The sequence below is a fragment of the Stenotrophomonas sp. GD04145 genome, from assembly GCF_029835135.1.
In the GTDB taxonomy this organism is placed as follows: Bacteria; Pseudomonadota; Gammaproteobacteria; order Xanthomonadales; family Xanthomonadaceae; genus Stenotrophomonas; species Stenotrophomonas maltophilia_P.
In genome coordinates this window covers 1-21618 of record NZ_JAODZG010000010.1, presented here as the reverse complement: position 1 = coordinate 21618, position 21618 = coordinate 1, and the positions used below count along the sequence as shown (strand labels likewise).

Below are 21618 nucleotides of genomic sequence, written 5' to 3'. Positions count from 1 at the left end.
GCCGACCCGCGCCGTTCAGTGGGAAGACACATACAGCGCACCGGCTGGCGCGGGTGGCACCGCGAAGCTGCGCCGCATCCGCGCCACTTCCGCCGCCGGCGGCAGGCCGAACAGACGCTTGAACTCCCGGTTGAACTGCGACGGGCTGGCATACCCCACCGCCAGCGACGCCGCCTCGGCGGTCATCCCCTGGCGCAGCATCAGCAACCGCGCCTGGTGCAGGCGCGTGGACTTCACGTACTGCATGGGCGAAGTGCCGGTGACGTCACGGAAGTGATCGTGGAAGGTCGCCACGCTCATCCCCGCCTCCGCCGCTAGGTGTGCCACGTCCAGCGCCGTGGCATAGGCCGCATGGATCTGCCGCAACGCCCGGCCGATGCTGCCGAAACGGCCGCGCATGGCCAGCGCCTCACGCATCGCAGCGCCTTGGGCGCCGGTCAGCACGCGGAAGTACACCTCGCGCACCAGCGCCGGGCCCAGCACCGCCGCTTCCCGCGTGTCGCCCAGCGCATGCAGCAGCCGTATCACCGTGGCCTGCATCGGCGGGTCCATCGGGCTGGCCATCATGCTGCGCGCGTGTGTCTGCCCCGGCGCCTCATGCGCGTCCAGCGCAAGCAACAGCTCCGCCGCCAGTTGCAGGTCCAGGTGCAGGTAGATCGCCAGCAACGGCGCCTCCGCCGACGCGTCGGTTTCCATGGTGAACGGCACCGGCACCGACACCGCCAGGTAGTGCTGCGCGTCGTACTGGTAGACCTGCCCGCCCAGGTAGCCGCGCTTGACGCCCTGGCAGACGATCACGATGCCCGGGTCGTACAGCACCGGCGTGCGCGCCAGCGGCCGGTTCGAGCGCAGCAGGCGTACGCCCGGCACGGCGGTGAGCGTGTAGCCCTCCTCCGGCGCCAACGCCTGCAGCAGCCCCACCATGCGCGCCTGCGCATCCTGCTGCACCGGATCATCGCCAGACCGCACCGCACACCTCAGAGGAATAGGCAAGATCGGCCGAAGCTTAGGCCTGTAGGGCATCCCCCACAAGCACTACTGTGCAAGCCCGCTTTCCATGAGGCCATCACCATGTCCCCCTCCCGTCTGCTGCTCATCACCGGCGTCAGCAGCGGCTTCGGCCGCGCCCTCGCCGAACAGGCCCTGCAGGCCGGCCACCGCGTGGTCGGTACCGTGCGCAACGAACCGGCCCGCCAGGCGTTTGAATCACTCGCCCCCGGCCGCGCGTTCGGCCGCCTGCTGGACGTCACCGACCACGCCTCCATCGACGCGCTGGTCGATGCCATCGAAAGCGGCATCGGGGCCATCGACGTGCTGGTCAACAACGCCGGCTATGGCCACGAAGGCATCCTCGAGGAATCCACGCTGGACGAACTGCGCCACCAGTTCGAGGTCAACGTGTTCGGCCCCGCCGCGCTCATCAAGGCCGTGCTGCCGCATATGCGCGCGCGCCGCCGTGGCCACATCCTCAACATCACCTCGATGGGCGGCTTCATCACCCTGCCCGGCATCGCCTGGTACTGCGGCAGCAAGTTCGCACTGGAAGGCATCAGCGAGGTGCTGGGCCAGGAAGTGGCCGCGTTCGGCATCCACGTCACAGCCGTCGCGCCGGGATCGTTCCGCACCGACTGGGCCGGCCGTTCGATGGTGCGTGCACCGCGCAGCATTGAAGATTACGACGCCTTATTCGATCCCATCCGCAGTACGCGCGAGGCCAAGAGCGGTCATCAGCTGGGCGATCCGGAAAAAGCGGCGCAGGCCATGCTGAACATCATCGACAGCGACGCACCGCCCAGCCACCTGCTGCTGGGCAGCGATGCCGTGCAACGCGTGCGTGACAAGCTGCAGGCCATGTCCAGCCGCATCGACCAGTGGGAGGCCGTGAGCCGATCCACCGACGGCGGTTGACATGCAGGTATTTGCCTGCCTATTCTGTCCACCATGGATGCAGACAAGGTGTTCAAGGCCCTGGCCGACCCCACGCGCAGGACGCTGCTGGACCTGCTCTGCGCAGACAACGGCCAGACGTTGGGCCAGCTGTGCGAACACCTGGACATGGCCCGGCAATCGGTCACCCAGCACCTGGGCCTGCTGGAAGACGCCAACCTCATCAGCACGGTGCGCCGTGGCCGCGAGAAGCTGCACTTCATCAACCCGGTGCCGCTGCATGACGTCTACGAGCGCTGGGTACGCAAGTTCGAGCAGCAGCGCCTGAGCCTGCTGCATGACCTGAAACGAGAACTGGAAGGAGAATGACGATGTCCGCAGCGTCCACCCGCTTCATCCACGTGATCTACATCGCTTCCACGCCACAGAAGGTGTTCGAGGCCATCACCCGGCCCGAGATCGCCCGCCGCTACTGGGGCCACGAGAACGTGTCGGACTGGAAACCCGGCTCGCGCTGGCAGCATGTGCGCGCCAATGAAACGCGCTCGGTAGAACTGGTCGGCGAAGTGGTGGAAAGCACCCCACCCTCGCGACTGGTCATCACCTGGGCTGCGGCCTCGCAGGCCGACAACCCGGACAGCTACAGCCGCGTCACCTTCGAGATCGTGCCCTACCAGGACATGGTGCGGCTGACCGTCACCCACGACGATCTGGAACCCGGCAGCGGCATGGATACCGGCATCCGCCAGGGCTGGCCGATCGTGCTGTCCAGCCTGAAATCGTTGCTGGAGACCGGCAAGGGACTGGACGTGTTTGCGAAGCCAGCGTAGTCGTCGGGATGGCTGCCCGCGCAGGCGGCACCAGGGAGATGCCCCCCCCCTGTCGCCGCCTCGGCAAAACTCCCAATCGATCCCAATAATTGCATTCTATGGAACAATAGGGAGCACATGGTTCTCGAGTTCCGATATGTCCCCCGCGTTGCTAACCGTCGAACAGGCTGCCCAGCAGCTCAGCCTGCACCCCAAAACCGTCCTTCGGCATATCCGTAGCGGCCAACTGCGTGCGACCCGCATCGGCAAGTCCTATCGCATCACCGCTGAAGACCTCGACGTGTTCACCGGCACCGTGCGTGAGCCCTCCGCTGCGCGCCCACAGCTGACCACGGTGGTGGATATTCCCGGATGCGGTGCGGCACGTGCCGCCGACCTGGTCCGTGCCCTGCATGCGCGCGTCACCGGCCGCGAGGCCGACGATGAGCCGCTGCGCATGGAGACGATCTATTCGCCCGAGCACGATGTGCTCAAGCTGATCGTGATCGGTGGCCTGGCAGGTTCCACGGCGCTGCTGGTCAGCCTGCAGCGTCTGCTGCAGGACCACAGCGCATGAAGCGGCGCCGCCCCGGCATTCCCACGCAGCGCGTACTTGCCGCCTACCGCCAGGTGCTTTCGGACTGTCCGGTACCACACGAATCGCACCTTCTCGCCACCCGCGCCGGTTCGACATTTGTGGTCAGCTGCGGCCCCGAACACGGCCCTGCCCTGGTGCTGCTGCATGGCACCCTCAGCAATGCCGCCAGCTGGATGTTCGATGCCGCACGTTGGAGCGAGTACTACCGCGTGCATGTCGTCGACATCATTGGCGAACCGGGTCTCAGCGAAGGCACGCAACCTGCGCTGGACAGCGATGCGCATGCGCAATGGCTGGATGATGTCCTCGACGCACTCGGCGTGGAAAGCGCTGCATTCGTGGGCCTGTCGTTCGGCGGATTCCTGGCACTGGATTACGCGTTGCGAAGGCCTGCCCGGGTTAACGCACTGGTTCTGGTCAGCCCCTCGGGTATCGGGCGCCAGCGTGCATTCCTGCTCAAGGCGCTCCCACTGTTGCTGCTTGGCCGATGGGGGCGCGAGCGCCTGCGCCGTGCGGTCATGGGCCCCGAGCCACTGCATGCACCTGCACGTGCGCAGCCGCTGCTCGACCTGTTGGCATTGATCCGTGCCGAGGTCCGACCACGTCCGCTGCGCATTCCCCGCATCAGCGACGAGCGCTTGGCTACGTTGCATCCACCGGCAGCCCTTGTCATGGGCGCGCGTGATGCCCTCATCGACACCCCTGCCGCCGCCGAACGCATGAAACGGCTCGTCCCGACGGCGGACGTCACCCTGCTGGCAGACGCCTACCACTACATCCCCGGCCTGCGCGAAGACATCCTCGCCCGGCTGCGTCGACTGCAGAGCCTCCAGCATGAATGATTCCATTGAGTACATCGGCACCATCCGTCTCCTGCGCATCGAGCCGCAGGGCCCGACACTCGATGCCAACGGCCTGCGCGACCTGGTCGGCGATGCCCTTGGGCATCAGGCCGAGTGGATCGCCATTCCGGTGCAACGCCTCTCGCCGGACTTCTTCGATCTGCGTTCGGGCGTGGCCGGGCAATGGGTGCAGATGCTGGTGAACTACCGCCTGCGTTTTGCCGTGCTGGGGGATGTCAGCGCCCACCGGGCGCGCAGCGAATCACTGGATGCGTGGATCACCGAGTGCAATCGCGGCCGCGAAGGCTGTTTCGTGGCCGACTGGGACGCGCTGCGGGCGCGGCTTGCGGCGCCGGCCCGCTAGCGCGCGGTCCAGCCCCCATCCACCGGCAGCGCCGTGCCGGTCATCTGCGCCGCGGCGTCCGAAGCCAGAAAGACCACGGTCTGCCCCAGCTGCTCGGGGGTGACGAACTGCAACGAGGGCTGCTTTTCGGCCAGCAGCGCACGCGCGGCAGACTCCTGATCGATGCCCTCGCGCTCGGCCAACGCGGTGATCTGCTGCTCGACCAGCGCCGTGCGAACCCACCCCGGGCAGATGGCATTGGCGGTGATGCCGGTGCCCGCATTCTCCAGCGCGGTCACCTTGGTGAAGCCAACCACGCCATGTTTGGCTGCCACATAGGCCGACTTGTTCACCGAGCCCACCAGCCCATGCGCCGAGGCGATGTTGATGATGCGGCCGGCGCCCTGCTGCTTCATGTAGGGCAAGGCCGCCGCCGTGGCATGGAACACCGCCGAGAGATTCAGCGCCAGGATCGCGTCCCACTTCTCGACGGGAAACTCCTCGATCGGTGCGGTGTGCTGGATGCCCGCGTTGTTCACCAGGATGTCGATGCGGCCCATCTTCGCGGCGGCGTTGGCGATCATGTTCCGTACGGCCTCGCCGCGGGAAAGTTCGGCGCCGTCATGCGCCACCCGCACACCGAACTCCGCTTCGAGGTTGGCGCGGAGGCTCTCGATCTGCGCCGCATCGCCGAAGCCGTTCAGCACGATGTCGGCGCCCTGTCGCGCCAGCGCCGTGGCGATGCCAAGGCCAATACCACTGGTGGAACCGGTAACCACCGCGACCTTTCCGTTCAACATGGGCAAGCTTCCATCACGTGCAGGGGGCCAGTGTAGCTCCGCAACTGCACGCCACGCGTGGATGCGCCCCTCTCGGCAGGAATTCATATTGGCTCTATAGTCGGCGCCATCCACCCAAGGATGGCTCGATGAACCCCAGCAAGGCCCTGCTGCCGGCGGCCCTCGCCGCACTGCTCGCTCCTGCCCTCAGCCAAGCCGCATCGCCCGAGCAGCTGGCAACGCCGCTCACCACTGGCAGTGTGCGCCTGGATATCGCCAGTGGCCGCGTGGAGGGCGATGCATGCCTGTCCAATCGCCCCGCCGACGCACAGGGCCACTTCGTGCTCAATGCCGGTCTGAACGTCGCACGGGTCACCGATGACGAGGGCAAGCCGGTCGGGTTCGATGGCTGGTACGACCCGGGCGTGGATGGCGAGGCGCGCGTCTACACTCTGGCCGAGCCCACGGCCACGCTCTGCGTGCAGTACGTGGGCGCGTTCCCGCTGTACCCGAAGCACGATGCCATGGGCGACTTCAAAGGCATGATGGCCTTCAACGGCGACAGCGCTCGTTTTACCGAGCAGTCTGCGTGGCTGCCTCAGGCGTTCGACCCCAAGGCCCGCGTGCGCGGCAGCGAAAGCCGCTACGACCTGCAGGTGGACTGCCGCGGCTGCCGCTTCCTGTACCTCAATGGCAGCCCCGCCATCGAAGGCACGCAGGGCCGCTTTCGCAGCGACAACGCGCGGCCCATCCTGCTGTTCGGTGGCAGCGGCCCGATCACCCACACCGCGCAGGTCACCCTCCTCAACGAGAGCCTGCCCACGCCCAAGGTCGACGCGCTGTCCCGCGTCGTGCAGCAGGTGGCCGACGTGCACGCGCGCTACATGGGCGTGCCGCTGGCCGACCGCCCCACCTTCCTGCGCATGGTCACGCTCAACCAGGCCGAGCGCGACCGCGACGGCAGCGAATGGGGCTTTGCCACCTGGCCGACCATCGCCATGAGCGGCAGCATCGGCAACGTGGCCGATTCGCTGCTGGCCGGCGGTGAACAGGCCGAACGGCGCGTGCAGTACATCGCGCACGAAATGGGCCATTACTACTTCGGCACGCTCAACCGCCCGCAGGGGCCGTACTACTGGGTGCTGCTGGAATCCAGCGCCGAATTCCTGTCGATCAAGGCGCTGCGTCAGATCAGTGGTGACGCTGCGGCGGACCACTATGTTGCAAGGTTGCAGGCCACCGTCGATGCGCTCGATACGCCGCTGCCGGCGCTTGATGCCGTCGATGGCCACTCGGACCTGGGCGAGATGTATCGCTACGTCTATGGTCCGTTGCTGCTACTTTCGCTGGAAAAGCAGGTGGGTGAGGCGAAGATGCAGGCCTTCATGCGCGGGCTGCTGGCCGCGCCTTCACCGAAAGACTGGGCGGAGCTGCAGGCCATTGCACTGAAGGCCAGTATCGATGCCGAGGCCTGGCAGCACTGGCAGGCCAGCTGTGTGGCAGGGGGCAGGCCGAGGTGCCAGTAGATCCGCACCATGTGTGGACGGCCCTACCCCAACGCCCCATCACTTCCAGTGATCCGGCCCCAGAAACGGCAGGCTCAACACAAACACCGGAACCGCCACAGGAATCAAAGCGGCACCCAGCACCTTGCCGGCCGCTGCCCCCACGCCCGGCGTGTCCTCCCTCTGCGGCAGGATGCGCTCGGCGCGCGCGTTGATCGGCTGCGCCAGCGCCGCCTTCTCCGCCAGCGCCGCAGCGTGCGGCAACTGCACGCGTTCGCCATCGCCCTCGAACAACGCGCTGTAATAGCTGCCGCCCTTCTTTGAAAGGTCGCAGGCGCGATCAAAGGCCAGCGAGTAACGGGTCCGCTCCAGCGGCAGGTAGTAGCGCGCGCGCTCATCGACCACCTTGGCTTCGCGCGGTGTGACGTCAATCCGTTCCAGCCTGAACTGCGCCGCCTGTTGCGGCGTCACCTGCTCCGGCCGCAGCAGCAGCGCGTAGCTGCCATGCACCTTGGCCTTGTTGGCCGGGTCGCGCCAATCCTCGTGGAAGTACATCTGCGCGCACACCACCGCCTCGCGCAGCGGGCTGTCCATCAGGGCGCGGTAGTCACGGAACGGCGCGGCATCGAAGCGCATCGGTTCGTCGTAGCGCGGCAGCAGATACAGCTGCCCATCGTCGGCCACGAAGGCGCCGGTGATTTCGCGGATCGAGGTGTGCTGCTCCGGGCCGCTGGCGCACCCGGACAACAGGCCCAGGCACAGGGCGGAGAGAATGAAGAAGGACGTTTGCATGTCGTGTCGAGGGCTTCCCTGGCAAAGGGCCTCGCCAGAACGCGCGAGGCCAATCCGCCATGGTGCCACGCCGGCCATCACACGCCCAATCCACCGGCCTACTTCAACCGTTCAAGCAGCCGCTGCCCCACCTCCAACGCCGAGGCCGGGTTCTGCCCGGTAATCAGCTCGCGGTCCACCACCACATGGCCGGTCCACGGCGTGGTGTTGCTGCTGAACTTCGCACCCGCCCGCTGCAACGCGGTCTGCGGGTAGAACTTCATCTCGCCGCCGCCCAGCAGCGGCTTGGCCTGTTCTTCTTCCTGGTTGCTGATCACCGTCATCTGGTAGCCGCTGTAGATCCAGTTCGGCGTAGCCGGCGTCGCACCCGCGTCCAGCTTCGCGACGAAACCTTCTGCATCCGGCAGCGTGGACAGCAGCGCGATCGGCCCGTGGCAGACCAGCGCGGTGGTCTTGCTGCGCTGGTGGAAGTCGGCCAGCAGCCGGCCCAGCGCCGGGCTCTTCAGCAGGTCCTGCATTGGCGCGTGGCCGCCGGGAATGTAGACCGCATCGAACCGCGCGTAACCCTGCTGCTCGATGCGCGCCAGGCTGACCACCGGCGAGGCCGTCGGCGAGGTCAGCGCCAGTTTCTCCAGCAGGTCCTTGTGCAGCTTCAACTGCGCGGCATCGTTGCCGAAGTACGCCGCCGTCACCGAGGACGCATCCACCGTCGGCGCCCGCCCCTGCGGCGTGGCGAAGGTCACCGCGTGGCCCGCGTCCAGCAGCAGTTTGACCGGCTGCATCAGCTCGTTGAGATAGAAGCCGGTGGACAGCACCTTGCCGTCCTTCAGGTCCAGGTGGTTTTCATCGGACAGCACCACCAGCACGTTGGCGGCGTGGGCGCCGCTGGCGGCCAGGGTCAGGGCCAGCGCTGCGGCCAATCGGGTCATCAGGTTCATGGGAAGCTCCTATCGGGGAATGGCCGCCACTTTATTCATCGCCCCAGCGGCGATAAATTGGCCGCATCGCAAAACATCTGTTCCCCGGAGAACCAAATGAGCCGCAAGTTCGACTACCTGGGCGATGTGGAGGTGTTCCTGGCGGTGGTGGAGCACGGCTCGTTCACGGCGGGCGCGGTGGCGCTGTCCACCACGCCGTCGGTATTGAGCCGCGCGGTCACGCGCCTGGAAGCGCGGCTGGGCAGGCAGCTGCTGCAGCGGACCACCCGCCGCGTGGGCCTGACCGACACCGGGCGGCTCTATCGGGAACAGGTGCGCACGGCCTTTGGCCTGCTGGACGACGCCGAGCGCGACGTACAGGGCCAAGACGGCGCGCTGGCCGGCCGCGTGCGCCTGAGCGTGCCGACCACCTATGGCCACTACCGGCTGCCGCCCGTGCTGGCGCGCTTTGCGCAGCAGTACCCGCAGGTGCAGGTGGAGCTGAACATCACCAACCGCAACGTGGACCTGGTGGCCGAGGGTTTCGACCTGGCCATCCGCCTGGGCCAGCTGCCGGACAGCGGGCTGGTGGGGCGAAAGCTGGAAGACGCGCCGCTGCTGCTGGTGGCCGCGCCGGACTATCTGGAACGCCGTGGCACGCCGCAGACGCTGGACGACCTGCAGCAGCACCTGTGCCTACCCTTCGTGATGCCGCGCACCGGGCGGCTGGCGCCGTGGATCTTCCGCGACAACGGGCGCGACGTCGACTGGCTGCCGCGTTCGTCCATCGAGACCTCCGACGATGTGCTGGGCGTGGTGTCGCTGGCCGAACAGGGCATTGGCATCTGCCAGAGCTATGAGTTCATCGTGCGCGAGCGGTTGCGGCGCGGGCAGCTGGTGGAGGTGCTGCCACAGCTGCGGGGAAGATCGCGGCCGTTCTCGGTGATCTATGCGCCGCATCGGCGGCAGTCGGCGGCGGCGCGGGCGATGATTGAGTTGCTGGTGGGGAATGCGGGCGCGGTTGAGGGCGGCGTCGGTTGAGGGTGCGATGCCTGCTGGCAGTGTCGTGATTGAACCGATTTTTCAGGTGCGCGGGTGATCGGGCAGCGTCGCCATTCGATTTTGAGCCGAAAGGGGTGTTAAGAAGGCTGTCGCGCTATTCGCTTGTGGCGTGGGCGATTACGCCAGTTTGATTCGCAATCAGCAGGGTGGCTGCGCGAATGCGTCTGGCGATGTCGCGTGCTGCACTAATGGTGCGTGCCACAATAGTTCTTCGCTCTCGGTTCCTGCGATTTCTTCGGGAATTTCTATTGGCATTTGAAGCGACGGCGTAAACACCATGGCGCGCCACCGACAACGGGTGGCACCGGGTCTGCAAACCCGTGACGATTGCTGTGCCTGTTGTTTACGCTTGCCCGTCGGCACCGTACCTGAACGGTGCCGGCGGGCAATCCGTCGGCCTTTATGGCGGGCGGTGCGTGGGGGTTTTCGGACCCACCGGTTATGGCGCTACTTCGTCCCGGTTTGCAGCCACGCATCGTCCGCCACCCCGCTTACGCGGTGGCGCTGTCACGCACAGCCAGGGAAACCGACGCCATGAACGACTCCGAGAACTTCTCCTCGTATACATCCGTTGAGCCCATCAACGACGACACCCCACCGCCCGACCTCAACTCCTTGATTGGCATCCTCAAGCGCATCCGCCGCTGCGAAGGCGCTGACGGGTTGCCTTGGCCGGAGAACGATGTATCACCCGGGCGCCGCGTCAGCCTCGCCAGGAGTGAGCGCGCGATGGTGGGGGCGCTGACGGTGCTGGAGGTGCTGCACGCCGCGGATCGATGCCGGGTGGCTGCGGACCCGGAGCGGCATTTGGATGAGGGGGTGGTGGATGGGTTGTTTCTGGCTTGCCGGGGGTTGCTTGAGTGGGCTTGTCGGGAGGTTCGGCCGGAGTAGTCGGCCAACTCAAAAGACGCGAAAATTGCAAATGGATGCACCCTCTTCTTCCGAGGGTGCCCATGCTATTTCGCCTATTTCCTAGGATTGCACGGGAAACCCCATTTCCGCCAGAAACCTAGAGGGGCTCTTCGCGTAACCACGATATCGCTTGGCACGAGTTAACACCAATTGTTCCTTTGCCCTCGTTATCGCAACAAAGCAGTTACGGCGCTCCTCCTCCAACTCCTGACTATCTGCGCCAGCCTTCAGGCTAAAGTAGGAAGGAAGAACTTCCTCAGCAAGACCAATCAGAATCACTAGATCAAACTCTTTCCCTTTAGCACCGTGTATGGTCATCAGCGAGACCGTCTCCTTCGGAACTGGGGGTTCTTTCGATTGCAGCGCCATATGCTGCAAGAACTGATCAAGCGGAAGATTCCTTCCATAGGTTGTTGAGATGCTTCTCGACAGCGACTTCCAAGCCCTCGCATCCTCAGCAAGATCACTTTGCTCATCCGTCGGCACTCCGAACGTACCCGAGACATCAGCGACAAAGCCAAGATACTTACTTAGATCCGCACTCAGCCCATAAATCTTCCGAGCAATCTCAGAAAGCCACTGTTCTGGCGCCCCCGATAGCAACAGCAGCCATTCATCAAGTAGAGATCGCGTAGAACCCTCCGCAGCCGACGCAATTAGATCCGAAGAGTACTTTGTCCCGTGCATGCGATTGAATGAGGAAATCATGCTGTCAAAATTCCTCCTGTCCTGAGGCCGAACGGTCTGCCTAAGCACAGCGTGAAGCCAGCAGTACTGCGGGGAGAGAAAATCGTCGCGACGCTGCGAGATCACGCAGTTCACATTGAGCGCCTTTAGCGAGGACTGCACGCCTTCCAACAAGGCCTTGGTACGCGCAATCACAGCGATCTCTCCCCGCGCCGATTTCGGTTTTGACGCAACGAGCGAAGCGACTGCGCCAGCTTCCTCCTGATCGTTTTCATAAGCGCCAATCAATATTGACTGATCTTGTGGGACCTGAAGCTCGACCTTCCCAGCCACCAAAGGCAACTTGGATTGAGTGCGATTTACATTGTGACGAACCAGATTGTTCGCAGCATTAACTATCGCTGGAGGACACCTATAGTTAGTGGGAAGCTGAATCAGCGAGGGGGTGAAATCCTCCTTAAACTTAAGGAGCTGCGCAAAACTGGCACCATTCCACTGATATATTATTTGATCATCATCGGCCACGACAAACACATTTCCAAAGGCGTCGCCTGCAAGCGCCTTCAAAAATTTGTACTGGGCTCGATTCGTGTCTTGGAATTCGTCGACGAGCCAGTACTTGTATGTCTTTCGATACCTTGCGGCGATGCCATCAAAGCTACTAACCAGCTGATAAGCCTTAAGCATTAATGAGTTAAAATCCAGTACACGAGCTCGCTTCAACTCATCTTCGTAAGCTTGGTACACCCGCGCTATATTCTCCCCCTCCTGCGGATCTTTGAACTTCCCCGCTGCCTGAGGAACATCGATAAGCAAACCCTTCAACTTATCAATCAACTGGAGATAGCGCACTAACGATCCATCATTCATCGCGCCAGCAGAACGGCGAAGGCCGTCCTTGAGAAGCTCCTTTCGATCCGCGTCTTGGGAATAGATTGTAAAATCACTGGGCACTCCTATATGAGAACCGTGCTGCTGCAACATCTGCATACAGAATGAATGGAACGTTCCAATCTGCGCCCGCTCTTCCAAACCATTGCAGAGGAGGTTGAGCCGAGCCTGCATCTCGTCAGCGGCCTTGTTTGTGAAAGTCAGGCCCAGCACCCGGAAAGCCTTTCCTTCAGATTCCCTAAGAATCCTCGCAATGCGGCTGGTTAGCACACGGGTCTTGCCCGAGCCAGGCCCGGCCAACACCAGCAACGCGCCCTCATCCCAATTCACCGCGTCGCGCTGTGCTTCCGTTAGTGTCTCGTATTGCTCCTCATATGCGTCCATATCAGTTCAAGTCCCGAAGTCGTTGAATCGCAGAAACAAACTTGCTTGGCATGGTAGCCACGATTTCTTTCTTTGCCGCGAGCCTCTTGCTCAGCTCTACGGCCAAGCGGGTCTTCTTGCTCTTCAAATGGGCCAATAGCTGCTCCTTTGATGCTGTGGCGGCATCTCGCAGGCCAAACTCAGCACCAATTGACCTCAGCAGCTCCTCATTCCCCAAAGCATATAGCTCCTGCTCAAGATCTCCGTGCTCATGCATAGCGCAGCGCAGGGCAACTTCCTCATCAGAAAACCCCTGCCCTGATATCGAACCAATATATTTTTCGCCTGCCGCATCCCTATCGAAGACCCCCAGCCATGGGATACGTAGCGCACGCGCCAGCACACAGAAGTTTGAGGGACTTCCATTGTTCTGGGCATCTATAACGGAGACTCCATGAGCATCTAGCGAATAGTCTAGCGCTTCACCTATCGCATGCATAAGAATGTAGTCACTCTGGCCTTCAACAATCAGCCACCGCCTGGCAAAGAATATTTCGCCACGAATTCGCCGCGCGTGCTCCTCTAGGTCGGCCAGAACCTCATCTGAAACATAGTTCTGAGATTCAAAATAGGCTGAATCAATTCGCGCGCTAATAAGCTCATGATCCGCGTGATTTCGATAAATAGCCATCAAATCCCTGCGATGATTTTGGTGCATTTTTCCTGAAACAATTAGACGCTGCGTAGTTTTTTCGTACTGCAGATCACGCTGCCGCCTTTCCACGAAAGCACTAATTTCATCAACGAATGGCAAATCGATCTCGTAGCTAGAGGGGAGAGAGCTGAACGATGTACCCTTCGCGTCTGTTCTTATCAAACGCAAGTCTCTGAACGGAACGTTCTGTACAAAATATGGAGAATGCGTGGTAACGATCTTCTGACCGGGCAGGTCTGATACATGCCTCCACAACGTACGTGCCGCCTGCGGATGAAGATGAGTCTCCGGCTCCTCTAACGCTAAGAATGGCTTACTGTCCGCGTGAAATAGCTCCCCAAGAAGCTCATTTACGAATGCATGGAACAGGAACAGAACTGAAAGACTCTGAACCCCTCGGCCGTGCCTGTTGAGCGGCAACCACGGATGGGCCTGAGACGTCTTCAGTATAACTTGAGCCCTCGATATGAGGTCCCAAGCTTTTAGCGGAACCATCCTGATGCCGACAGCCCCCGGATCATCCTCCATCGCTACGCGACCAACACCCTCCAGCGTTTCCGCGATACTGGCGATTTTTGGATCTGCATCTAGCAGGCGGCGATTTAATCTATCAAGCACCTGCTGCGATCTCTTCGATAGGGCTTGAGGAATATTTACTGAACGAAGCAGCCTACCCCAGAACTGAGACCGGGCAGCGAACTCGTCATCTGCGTCTCGTAGCGCATCGAGATAAAAGACAGGGATGTATTCGAAAAATCGACTCATGTTAATGAGACGGGCACCCTTCCCCTTCAACGGAAGCCTGTCTGACCCTAAAAATTCCCATTTAGGAACATAGCTCTCTTCCGCCTCAGCCCAAGAGCAACTTACCTTCATTATTACAGACACGCGATTGGTCATAGGATCGACCTGGAGAATATCTTCGAGATCCGCCTGAAGATCCTCACCCCATTCCCCAGCAACTTGTTCTGTTAGTTCAATTTCTATTTCGATTGGGGGCGCCTGCCGTGGATCGCTGTCATCCTGACTAAGACGGCAGTCGTACTCAGTAAAGCCGGTGCCGCGCTGCCCCCATCTACGCGTAAGCGCGATTCGAAGAGCCTCCAGAATTGCGGTTTTTCCAGAGTTGTTCGGCCCAATGAGAACCGTAGTCTTCGCAAGCGGCAAATCAATCTCACGGATAGATCGAAAGTTCCTTATCTTCAAGCGCGTGATATGCACCACTGATCTCCTGTACGCCCCCTGCGTGACTCAATCATAGATTGATAGACGACCGCGGACTAGACGAATCGACACTCTCCTTCTTGGATGATTGGTCTAAAGTGCCCGCGACTCAATCATCTGACGACGCGCACTCACATCGACAACGCGCACGCACCAATTTCCGATACTCGACCTTACCAGTCTGTACATTAGCCTCGCCCCTTAAAAAGAGAAGGGCGCCTTTCGGCGCCCTCGTTCTTTCAACTCACTCCCACTCAATAGTAGCCGGCGGCTTCCCCGAGATGTCATAAACCACCCGCGACACCCCCCGCAACTCATTGATGATCCGGTTGCTCACCGTCCCCAGGAACTCATACGGCAGATGCGCCCAATGCGCCGTCATGAAGTCAATCGTCTCCACCGCCCGCAGCGCAATCACCCACTCATAAGCCCGCGCGTCGCCCACCACGCCCACCGACTTCACCGGCAGGAACACGGCAAACGCCTGGCTGGTCTTGTCGTACAGGTCGGCCTTGCGCAGCTCGTCGATGAAGATGGCATCGGCCTTGGCCAGCAGTTCGGCGTATTCCGGCTTCACCTCACCCAGAATGCGCACGCCCAGGCCCGGGCCCGGGAACGGATGGCGGTAGACCATGGTGCGCGGCAGGCCCAGCTCAACGCCCAGACGGCGCACTTCGTCCTTGAACAGCTCGCGCAGCGGCTCCACCAGGCCCAGCTTCATGTGCTCCGGCAGGCCGCCCACGTTGTGGTGGCTCTTGATCACATGCGCCTTGCCGGTCTTGCTGCCGGCCGACTCGATCACGTCCGGGTAGATGGTGCCCTGCGCCAGCCACTTGGCGTTGCTCAGCTTGTTCGACTCTTCGTCGAAGATCTCAACGAACAGGTTGCCGATGATCTTGCGCTTGGCTTCCGGGTCGCTCACGCCTTCCAGCGCCTTGAAGTAACGGTCGGCGGCGTTCACGCGCACGACCTTCACGCCCATGTGCTCGGCGAACATCGCCATCACCTGGTCGCCTTCCTGCCAACGCAGCAGGCCGGTATCCACGAACACGCAGGTCAGCTTTTCGCCGATGGCCTTGTGCAGCAGCGCAGCCACCACGGACGAATCGACGCCGCCGGACAGGCCCAGGATCACTTCGTCATCGCCCACCTGTTCGCGCACGCGGGCGATCTGGTCGTCGATGATGTTGGCGGCGGTCCACAGGGTCTGGCAGCCGCACACGTCCACCACGAAGCGGCGCAGCAGCGTCTGGCCCTGCAGGGTGTGGGTCACTTCCGGGTGGAACTGCACGCCGTACCAGCGCTTTTCTTCGTTGGCCATGGCAGCCACCGGAATGCGGTCGGTGGTGGCGGTGATGGTGAAGCCCGGCGGCGCAACGGAAACGTGGTCGCCGTGGCTCATCCAGACATTCAGCTTCGGCTCGCCGCCGTGGTCGCTCAGGCCCTTGAACAGCGCATCAGGGTTGATCACGTTCACTTCGGCGTGGCCGAACTCGCGCTGGTCAGCGGCTTCGGTGGCACCGCCCAGCTGGGCCGCCAGGGTCTGCATGCCGTAGCAGATGCCGAAGATCGGCAGGCCGCTGTCGAACACTTCCTGCGGTGCAGCCGGGGCGCCCGGCAGCGTGGTCGATTCCGGTCCACCGGACAGGATGATGCCCTTGGCGCCGAAGCCGGCGATCTCGGCCGGGTTGTGGTCCCACGCCCAGATTTCGCAGTAGACGCCCAGTTCGCGGATGCGGCGGGCAATCAGCTGCGTGTACTGCGCGCCGAAATCGAGAATCAGGATCTTGTCGTTATGGATGTTGGTCATGGTGCCGTTCCAGTGGTGTTTTTCGCAGCGCCCGGCGCTTCAAGGCTCTGTGTCAGCGTGGCGATGAACGCCTCGCGTTGTTGAATATGTGAGGGGTCTTCCTCGTCCCAGCGCAGCATCAGCAGGCCGTGCGGTGCGGTGGGGTTGGAGCGGTCAGCGCGCGGCAGCTCGGCGATTTCCTGCACTTCGGTGCCGGGCACGATGCGCCGTTGAAAGGCGTGCATCGGGTAACCGGAATCCACGGCGTTGCCCCAGAACGCGGACTGCACGCTCATCCGTTTCGGCTCCAGCGGCCCCAGCTCGGCGGTGACCACAGGATCTTCAAGCCTGTCACCCAGATCGGTAACGCACCGCAGGATGACCTGCAACGGGCGCTCGCCGGTGCCTTTCAGCAGCCAGCGCTGTTCGCCGGCGGCCTGCACCTGCCAGCCCTTAGGCAGCGAGAACGCGTTCTGGCACGCCTGCACGTGCTGCAATTGCGAAACCGCCGCGCCCGGAGACCCGGAGCGCGGCGGCGGTTCGGACAACGAACAGCCTGCCATCAGCAGGCTGCCCGTAATCGCAATAGCAATTAGCAAGCGCATCAGGCGCGGTAGTTCGGCGGCTCTTTGGTGATCGTCACGTCGTGGACGTGGCTCTCACGCTGGCCGGCGCCGCTGATCTTCACGAACTTGGGCTTGCTGCGCATGTCGTCGATGGTGGCGCAGCCCACGTAGCCCATGGTGGCGCGCAGGCCGCCCATCAGCTGGTGGATGATGCCGCCCACCGGCCCGCGGTACGGCACGCGGCCTTCGATGCCTTCCGGCACCAGCTTGTCGGCGGTGGCGGCGTCCTGGAAGTAGCGGTCCTTGGACCCCTTCTCCATGGCAGCCAGCGAACCCATGCCGCGGTAGCTCTTGTACGAACGGCCCTGGTACAGCTCGGTCTCGCCCGGCGATTCCTCGGTACCGGCCAGCAGGCCGCCGACCATGATGGTCGAGGCACCGGCAGCCAACGCCTTGCCGATGTCGCCCGAGTAGCGGATGCCACCGTCGGCGATCAGCGGGATGCGGTCCTGCAGCGCTTCGGCCACCAGGTCGATGGCGGTGACCTGCGGCACGCCGACGCCTGCGACGACGCGGGTGGTGCAGATCGAGCCCGGGCCGATGCCGACCTTGACCGCGTCCGCGCCGCTGTCCAGCAGCGCCAGTGCGGCTTCGCCGGTGCAGATGTTGCCGCCGATGACCTGCACCTGCGGGAAGTTCTTCTTGACCCAGCTGACGCGGTCCAGCACGCCCTGCGAGTGGCCGTGCGCGGTATCGACCACGATCACGTCCACGCCGGCGGCGACCAGCGCTTCCACGCGGCGATCGGTATCGCCACCCACACCGACGGCAGCGCCGACCAGCAGGCGGGTCGACAGATCCTTGGCGGCGTTCGGGAAGTCGGTGTTCTTCTGGATGTCCTTGACGGTGATCAGGCCACGCAGTTCGAACGAGTCATTGACCACCAGCACCTTCTCGATGCGGTTGCGGTGCAGCAGCTGCAGCACTTCGTCGGACGCGGCGCCTTCCTTGACCGTGATCAGGCGATCCTTCTTGGTCATGATGTGGCGGACCGGATCGTCCAGCTCGGTCTCGAAGCGCATGTCGCGGTGGGTCACGATGCCGGCCAGCAGGCCGTCGCTGCCCACCACCGGCACGCCGGAGATGTTGTGTGCCTGGGTCAGGGCCAGCACGTCACGGATGGTGGTTTCCGGGCCGACGGTGATCGGGTCGCGGATGACACCGGCCTCGAACTTCTTCACCTTGGCCACTTCCGCAGCCTGCTGTTCCAGGCTGAGATTCTTGTGGATGATGCCCATGCCGCCGAGCTGGGCCATGGCGATGGCCAGGCGGGCTTCGGTGACGGTGTCCATCGCGGCGGACAGGATCGGAAGCTTGAGCTTCAGGTCTCGGGTCAACCGCGTTTCGAGGTTGACGTCCTTGGGCAGGATGGTCGAGTGGGCGGGGACGAGCGAGACGTCGTCGTAAGTGAGTGCTTCAGCCTGGATGCGCAGCATCGGCATACCCGAGATGTGGGGAAGCGCGACATTTTACCTTGTTTTCGCGCCGCGTGGCAGGGGGTGGATGCGACGCAGTGTCGCGCGGGCGGCGGTCCATTCAGGGGGCGGGCTACCGCTTTGGTGGGTGCCAACCTTGGTTGGCACAAACAGAGAGGCCTTCACCCCATCTGGGGTCCAGGCACCTGAAGGATCGTGCCAACCAAGGTTGGCACCCACCACAGGCAGACCGACGACCGTTGGCACCCACCACAGGCAGGCCGACGACCGGCTCCTGGTAGGTGCCAACCTTGGTTGGCACAAACAGAGAGGCCTCCAGCCCATCTGGAGTCCAGACGCCGGACGAATCGTGCCAACCAAGGTTGGCACCCACCACAGGCGGGCCGACGACGGTTGGCACCTACCAACAACCGCTCGCTGCGATCAGCTCAGCGCTTCCGCCGCTTCCAGGGTGTTCTGCATCAACGTGGCCACGGTCATCGGGCCGACACCGCCCGGCACCGGGGTGATCCAGCTCGCCCGCTGCGCCGCTGCGTCGAAGCCGACGTCGCCCACCAATCGACCATCGTCCAGGCGGTTGATGCCAACGTCGATCACCACCGCGCCCGGCTTCACCCACTCGCCCGGCACGATGCCCGGGCGGCCCACCGCCACCACCAGGATGTCGGCGTTGCGCACGGCCTGTTCCAGCACGTCCTTCGGGGTGAACTTGTGGCAGCTGGTGACGGTGCAGCCGGCAATCAGCAGTTCCAGGCCCATCGGGCGGCCGACGTGGTTGCTGACACCGACGATGGTGGCGTTGCGACCGCGCACCGGCTGGTCGGTGTGGCCCAGCAGCGTGGTGATGCCGCGCGGCGTGCACGGGCGCAGGCCGAACTCGCGCAGAGCCAGATGGCCGACGTTTTCCGGGTGGAAGCCATCGACATCCTTGCGCGGGTCGATGCGCTGGATCAGCCGGCGCGCATCGGGGATGCCCGGCAGCGGCAACTGGATCAGGATGCCGTTGATCTTCGGATCGGCATTGAGCTGGTCGATCAGGTCCAGCAGTTCGGCCTCGGTGGTGCCGGCCGGCAGGTCGTAATCGTGTGCTTCGATGCCGACCTTCTCGGCGGCACGGCGCTTGTTGCGCACGTATACGGTCGAGGCCGGGTCGCCGCCCACCAGCACCACGGCCAGCCCCGGACGGCTGCCACCGGCCGCGATGCGGGCGTCGACACGCACCTTCAGGCTGTCGAGCAGGTCTTCAGCGATGCGGCGGCCATCGAGGATGCGGGCAGGATGCGGGGCGGCGGAATCGTTCATCGAATGCGGGGGCGGCGGCGGTGGGGAGGCTATTGTCCCCGATTCAGGCCCCCTCGCCCACCGCCAATGCAGCCGCTGCGCTCGCCGGGCATGGCCCGGCGCTACCTTGGAACGCTGACCCCGGGTGACGTTACGGGTCGCATCCCTCATTCTTCCTCTTCGGGCACGTCCTGCGGGTTCAAGGTCTTGCTAGCCCGCTTCGGCGCGGTGAACGGGGTCGGCGTCGGTACGCCCTGGCCGGAGTTGCCAAACACCATCTTGGCGCCGGCGTTCAGGCCGCCGCCGGCGATTTCCAGCTCGAAACGCTCGGCGTCGCGGCGACGGATCTGTTCGGCGATCTCGATCGCGTCGTCCTCGTCGGCGCCCAGCTCGACCAGGGCGGCCTGACCGAACAGCACGGCCGATTCAAAGGTCTCGCGGATCTGGAAATCGACGCCGGCATGGATCAGCCGCAGTGAATGCTCGCGGTCGAACGAGCGCACCATCAGTTTGGCCTGCGGGAATTCGTGCGCGACCAGCTCGACGATGCGGTCGGCGGCGTCGGCCTTGTCCACGCACACCGCGATCGCGCGCGCGGTCGCCGCGCCGGAAGCATGCAGCACGTCCAGGCGGGTGCCATCGCCGTAGTAGATCTTGAAGCCGAACCGGGCCGCGCTCTGGATCATCTCCACATCGTTGTCGATGATGGTCACGTCCACGTCGCGCGCCAGCAGCGACTGGCTGGCCACCTGGCCGAAGCGGCCGAAGCCGATCAGCAGCACGCTGCCGGACAGGCCGTCGGCCTCGTCCACGCCCTCCAGGTTCACCGTCGGCTTCGGCGCCACGCGCTTGTAGACCAGCACCACCAGCGGGGTCAGCGCCATCGACAGCACCACCACGGCGGTGAAGTTGGCATTGATGTCCACGTCGATCACACCAGCGGCCGCCGCCGCGGAGAACAGCACGAAGGCGAACTCACCGCCCTGCGCCATCAGCACGCCACGGTCCAGCGCCTGCGCGTGGTCGCTGCCCATCAGACGCGCAACGACATAGATGCACAGTGCCTTGGCCGCCATCAGCGCCAACACCAGGCCGGCGATCAGCTGCCAGTGCGAGGCCACCACGCCCAGGTCCAGCGCCATGCCGACGCTGAGGAAGAACAGGCCGAGCAGGATGCCGCGGAACGGTTCGATGTCGGCTTCGATCTGGTGGCGGAAGGTCGATTCGCTCAGCAGCACGCCGGCCAGGAACGCGCCCATCGCCATCGACAGGCCGGACAGCTGCATCAGCAGTGCCGCGCCCAGCACCACCAGCAACGCGGCGGCGGTCATCACCTCGCGTGCCTTCGATTCGGCCAGCAGGCGGAACAGCGGGTTGAGCAGGAAGCGACCGACCAGTACCAGGCCGACGATGGCACCGACACCGATCGCCACCGACAGCCAGCGCGAGCCCTCGCCGTCGGCGCTGCCCGCGCTGGGCGCCATCCACGCCACCAGGGCCAGCAGCGGCACGATCAGCAGGTCTTCGAACAGCAGGATGGAGACGATCTTCTGCCCGGACGGCAGCGCGATATCACCGCGCTCGGCCAGCAGCTGCATCACCACGGCGGTGGAGGTCAGCACGAAGCCGGTGGCACCGATGAAGGCCACCTGCCACGGGAAGCCGAACAACTTGGCGATGCTGGTCAGCACCAGCGCGCAGGTGACGATCTGCAGCGTGCCCAGCCCGAAGATTTCCTTGCGCAGGCTCCACAGGTGCGAGGGCCGCATCTCCAGGCCGATCACGAACAGGAACATCACCACGCCGAGTTCGGCGGTATGCAGGATGGCCTGCGGATCGGAGAACCAGCCCAGCCCGAACGGTCCGATCGCCAGGCCGGCGGCGAAGTAGCCCAGCACCGACCCCAGGCCCAGCCGCCGGAACAAGGGCACCATCACCACCGCCGCGCCCAGCAGGGCAACCACCTTGACCAGCTCGCTGGTCGCTGCTTCTACCGCCATGCGGTGCTTTCCCCGGAATCCAGAATCGCTCACCACGATAGAGCAATGTGGATGACGGCAATAGCACGCATGTTGCGCCGGATTGTCTTGGAGGTAGAACGATGCCGGCAGCCACCCCATACATCATTCTGAAACGATCAACGGTAGCGCCGGGCCATGC

Annotated in this window: 20 protein-coding genes; 9 read left to right on the top strand and 11 right to left on the bottom strand. The window is 63.7% G+C overall.

The features are described from left to right. Positions 1–15: 15 nt before the first annotated feature. The gene (locus tag N7367_RS07715; protein ID WP_279942104.1) at positions 16–969 is read right to left on the bottom strand and encodes an AraC family transcriptional regulator; all 954 of its coding nucleotides are present in this window, start codon (positions 967–969) and stop codon (positions 16–18) included. A 102-nt stretch (positions 970–1071) separates the two neighbouring features. On the opposite strand from N7367_RS07715, the gene N7367_RS07710 reads away from it, so the two are divergent. The 6 genes from N7367_RS07710 (at position 1072) to N7367_RS07685 (ending at position 4500) form a co-directional block, all read left to right on the top strand. After that, positions 1072–1908 carry an oxidoreductase gene (locus N7367_RS07710; protein ID WP_279942102.1) on the top strand — a complete coding sequence of 279 codons (837 nt, stop codon included), beginning with the start codon at positions 1072–1074 and terminating at the stop codon, positions 1906–1908. A gap of 33 nt (positions 1909–1941) precedes the next feature. After that, the gene (locus N7367_RS07705; RefSeq protein ID WP_053517574.1) at positions 1942–2256 is read left to right on the top strand and encodes a metalloregulator ArsR/SmtB family transcription factor; all 315 of its coding nucleotides are present in this window, start codon (positions 1942–1944) and stop codon (positions 2254–2256) included. Positions 2257–2258: 2 nt separating this feature from the next. Then, positions 2259–2717 (top strand): SRPBCC family protein, encoded by a 459-nt coding sequence (locus tag N7367_RS07700; RefSeq protein WP_279942101.1) that lies wholly within the window; start codon positions 2259–2261, stop codon positions 2715–2717. Positions 2718–2853: 136 nt separating this feature from the next. After that, positions 2854–3273 carry a helix-turn-helix domain-containing protein gene (locus tag N7367_RS07695; protein WP_049445792.1) on the top strand — a complete coding sequence of 140 codons (420 nt, stop codon included), beginning with the start codon at positions 2854–2856 and terminating at the stop codon, positions 3271–3273. Then, the gene (locus N7367_RS07690; protein WP_279942099.1) at positions 3270–4136 is read left to right on the top strand and encodes an alpha/beta hydrolase; all 867 of its coding nucleotides are present in this window, start codon (positions 3270–3272) and stop codon (positions 4134–4136) included. The genes N7367_RS07695 and N7367_RS07690 overlap by 4 nt, the downstream gene beginning before the upstream one ends. Beyond that, complete coding sequence (locus N7367_RS07685; protein ID WP_279942098.1) at positions 4129–4500, top strand: DUF4180 domain-containing protein; 372 nt, start codon at positions 4129–4131, stop codon at positions 4498–4500. Before N7367_RS07690 ends, N7367_RS07685 begins: the two co-directional genes overlap by 8 nt. Here N7367_RS07685 and N7367_RS07680 read toward each other — a convergent pair. Continuing rightward, positions 4497–5279, bottom strand: coding sequence for a 3-hydroxybutyrate dehydrogenase (locus N7367_RS07680; protein ID WP_279942097.1), 783 nt, complete (start codon positions 5277–5279; stop codon positions 4497–4499). The genes N7367_RS07685 and N7367_RS07680 overlap by 4 nt on opposite strands. A gap of 128 nt (positions 5280–5407) precedes the next feature. On the opposite strand from N7367_RS07680, the gene N7367_RS07675 reads away from it, so the two are divergent. Continuing rightward, positions 5408–6784 carry a hypothetical protein gene (locus tag N7367_RS07675; protein ID WP_279942096.1) on the top strand — a complete coding sequence of 459 codons (1377 nt, stop codon included), beginning with the start codon at positions 5408–5410 and terminating at the stop codon, positions 6782–6784. Positions 6785–6823: 39 nt separating this feature from the next. On the opposite strand, the gene N7367_RS07670 is transcribed toward N7367_RS07675, so the two are convergent. After that, positions 6824–7555, bottom strand: a complete 732-nt coding sequence (locus tag N7367_RS07670) for a hypothetical protein (RefSeq protein WP_279942095.1) — start codon at positions 7553–7555, stop codon at positions 6824–6826. A 98-nt stretch (positions 7556–7653) separates the two neighbouring features. Next, the gene (locus N7367_RS07665; RefSeq protein WP_279942094.1) at positions 7654–8493 is read right to left on the bottom strand and encodes a type 1 glutamine amidotransferase domain-containing protein; all 840 of its coding nucleotides are present in this window, start codon (positions 8491–8493) and stop codon (positions 7654–7656) included. A 96-nt stretch (positions 8494–8589) separates the two neighbouring features. On the opposite strand from N7367_RS07665, the gene N7367_RS07660 reads away from it, so the two are divergent. Together N7367_RS07660 and N7367_RS07655 are read left to right on the top strand one after the other, a co-directional pair. Then, a complete protein-coding gene (locus N7367_RS07660) occupies positions 8590–9513 on the top strand; it encodes a LysR family transcriptional regulator (RefSeq protein ID WP_279942093.1) in 924 nt (307 codons plus the stop codon). Positions 9514–10068: 555 nt separating this feature from the next. Beyond that, positions 10069–10425 carry a hypothetical protein gene (locus N7367_RS07655; protein ID WP_065181349.1) on the top strand — a complete coding sequence of 119 codons (357 nt, stop codon included), beginning with the start codon at positions 10069–10071 and terminating at the stop codon, positions 10423–10425. Positions 10426–10506: 81 nt separating this feature from the next. On the opposite strand, the gene N7367_RS07650 is transcribed toward N7367_RS07655, so the two are convergent. From N7367_RS07650 to N7367_RS07620, 7 genes are all read right to left on the bottom strand, one after another. Further along, entirely contained in the window at positions 10507–12408 is a 1902-nt protein-coding gene (locus tag N7367_RS07650) for an ATP-dependent helicase (RefSeq protein ID WP_279942092.1), read from the bottom strand. Between the two features lies 1 nt (position 12409). Continuing rightward, entirely contained in the window at positions 12410–14323 is a 1914-nt protein-coding gene (locus tag N7367_RS07645) for an AAA family ATPase (protein WP_279942090.1), read from the bottom strand. Positions 14324–14570: 247 nt separating this feature from the next. Next, positions 14571–16136, bottom strand: a complete 1566-nt coding sequence (guaA, locus tag N7367_RS07640) for a glutamine-hydrolyzing GMP synthase (protein ID WP_049483147.1) — start codon at positions 16134–16136, stop codon at positions 14571–14573. Beyond that, entirely contained in the window at positions 16133–16612 is a 480-nt protein-coding gene (locus N7367_RS07635; protein WP_164153017.1) for a hypothetical protein, read from the bottom strand. The genes guaA and N7367_RS07635 overlap by 4 nt, the downstream gene beginning before the upstream one ends. A 107-nt stretch (positions 16613–16719) precedes the next feature. Further along, positions 16720–18177, bottom strand: a complete 1458-nt coding sequence (gene guaB, locus N7367_RS07630) for an IMP dehydrogenase (protein WP_279942087.1) — start codon at positions 18175–18177, stop codon at positions 16720–16722. Positions 18178–18600: 423 nt separating this feature from the next. Continuing rightward, positions 18601–19479 (bottom strand): bifunctional methylenetetrahydrofolate dehydrogenase/methenyltetrahydrofolate cyclohydrolase FolD, encoded by an 879-nt coding sequence (gene folD / locus N7367_RS07625; protein WP_065181342.1) that lies wholly within the window; start codon positions 19477–19479, stop codon positions 18601–18603. Positions 19480–19625: 146 nt separating this feature from the next. Then, on the bottom strand, positions 19626–21458 hold the full coding sequence (locus N7367_RS07620; RefSeq protein ID WP_111186653.1) for a monovalent cation:proton antiporter-2 (CPA2) family protein: 1833 nt from the start codon (positions 21456–21458) through the stop codon (positions 19626–19628). Between the last annotated feature and the right edge of the window lie 160 nt (positions 21459–21618).

Bases quoted from the DNA above. Each gene is read 5' to 3' on its own strand.
- N7367_RS07685 (WP_279942098.1), top strand. From the start codon at position 4,129: ATGAATGATTCCATTGAGTACATCGGCACCATCCGTCTCCTGCGCATC.
- N7367_RS07655 (WP_065181349.1), top strand. From the start codon at position 10,069: ATGAACGACTCCGAGAACTTCTCCTCGTATACATCCGTTGAGCCCATC.
- N7367_RS07660 (WP_279942093.1), top strand. From the start codon at position 8,590: ATGAGCCGCAAGTTCGACTACCTGGGCGATGTGGAGGTGTTCCTGGCG.
- N7367_RS07690 (WP_279942099.1), top strand. From the start codon at position 3,270: ATGAAGCGGCGCCGCCCCGGCATTCCCACGCAGCGCGTACTTGCCGCC.
- N7367_RS07710 (WP_279942102.1), top strand. From the start codon at position 1,072: ATGTCCCCCTCCCGTCTGCTGCTCATCACCGGCGTCAGCAGCGGCTTC.
- N7367_RS07620 (WP_111186653.1), bottom strand. From the start codon at position 21,458: ATGGCGGTAGAAGCAGCGACCAGCGAGCTGGTCAAGGTGGTTGCCCTG.
- N7367_RS07675 (WP_279942096.1), top strand. From the start codon at position 5,408: ATGAACCCCAGCAAGGCCCTGCTGCCGGCGGCCCTCGCCGCACTGCTC.
- folD (WP_065181342.1), bottom strand. From the start codon at position 19,479: ATGAACGATTCCGCCGCCCCGCATCCTGCCCGCATCCTCGATGGCCGC.
- N7367_RS07650 (WP_279942092.1), bottom strand. From the start codon at position 12,408: ATGGACGCATATGAGGAGCAATACGAGACACTAACGGAAGCACAGCGC.
- N7367_RS07670 (WP_279942095.1), bottom strand. From the start codon at position 7,555: ATGCAAACGTCCTTCTTCATTCTCTCCGCCCTGTGCCTGGGCCTGTTG.
- N7367_RS07695 (WP_049445792.1), top strand. From the start codon at position 2,854: ATGTCCCCCGCGTTGCTAACCGTCGAACAGGCTGCCCAGCAGCTCAGC.
- guaB (WP_279942087.1), bottom strand. From the start codon at position 18,177: ATGCTGCGCATCCAGGCTGAAGCACTCACTTACGACGACGTCTCGCTC.
- N7367_RS07680 (WP_279942097.1), bottom strand. From the start codon at position 5,279: ATGTTGAACGGAAAGGTCGCGGTGGTTACCGGTTCCACCAGTGGTATT.
- guaA (WP_049483147.1), bottom strand. From the start codon at position 16,136: ATGACCAACATCCATAACGACAAGATCCTGATTCTCGATTTCGGCGCG.
- N7367_RS07700 (WP_279942101.1), top strand. From the start codon at position 2,259: ATGTCCGCAGCGTCCACCCGCTTCATCCACGTGATCTACATCGCTTCC.
- N7367_RS07665 (WP_279942094.1), bottom strand. From the start codon at position 8,493: ATGAACCTGATGACCCGATTGGCCGCAGCGCTGGCCCTGACCCTGGCC.
- N7367_RS07705 (WP_053517574.1), top strand. From the start codon at position 1,942: ATGGATGCAGACAAGGTGTTCAAGGCCCTGGCCGACCCCACGCGCAGG.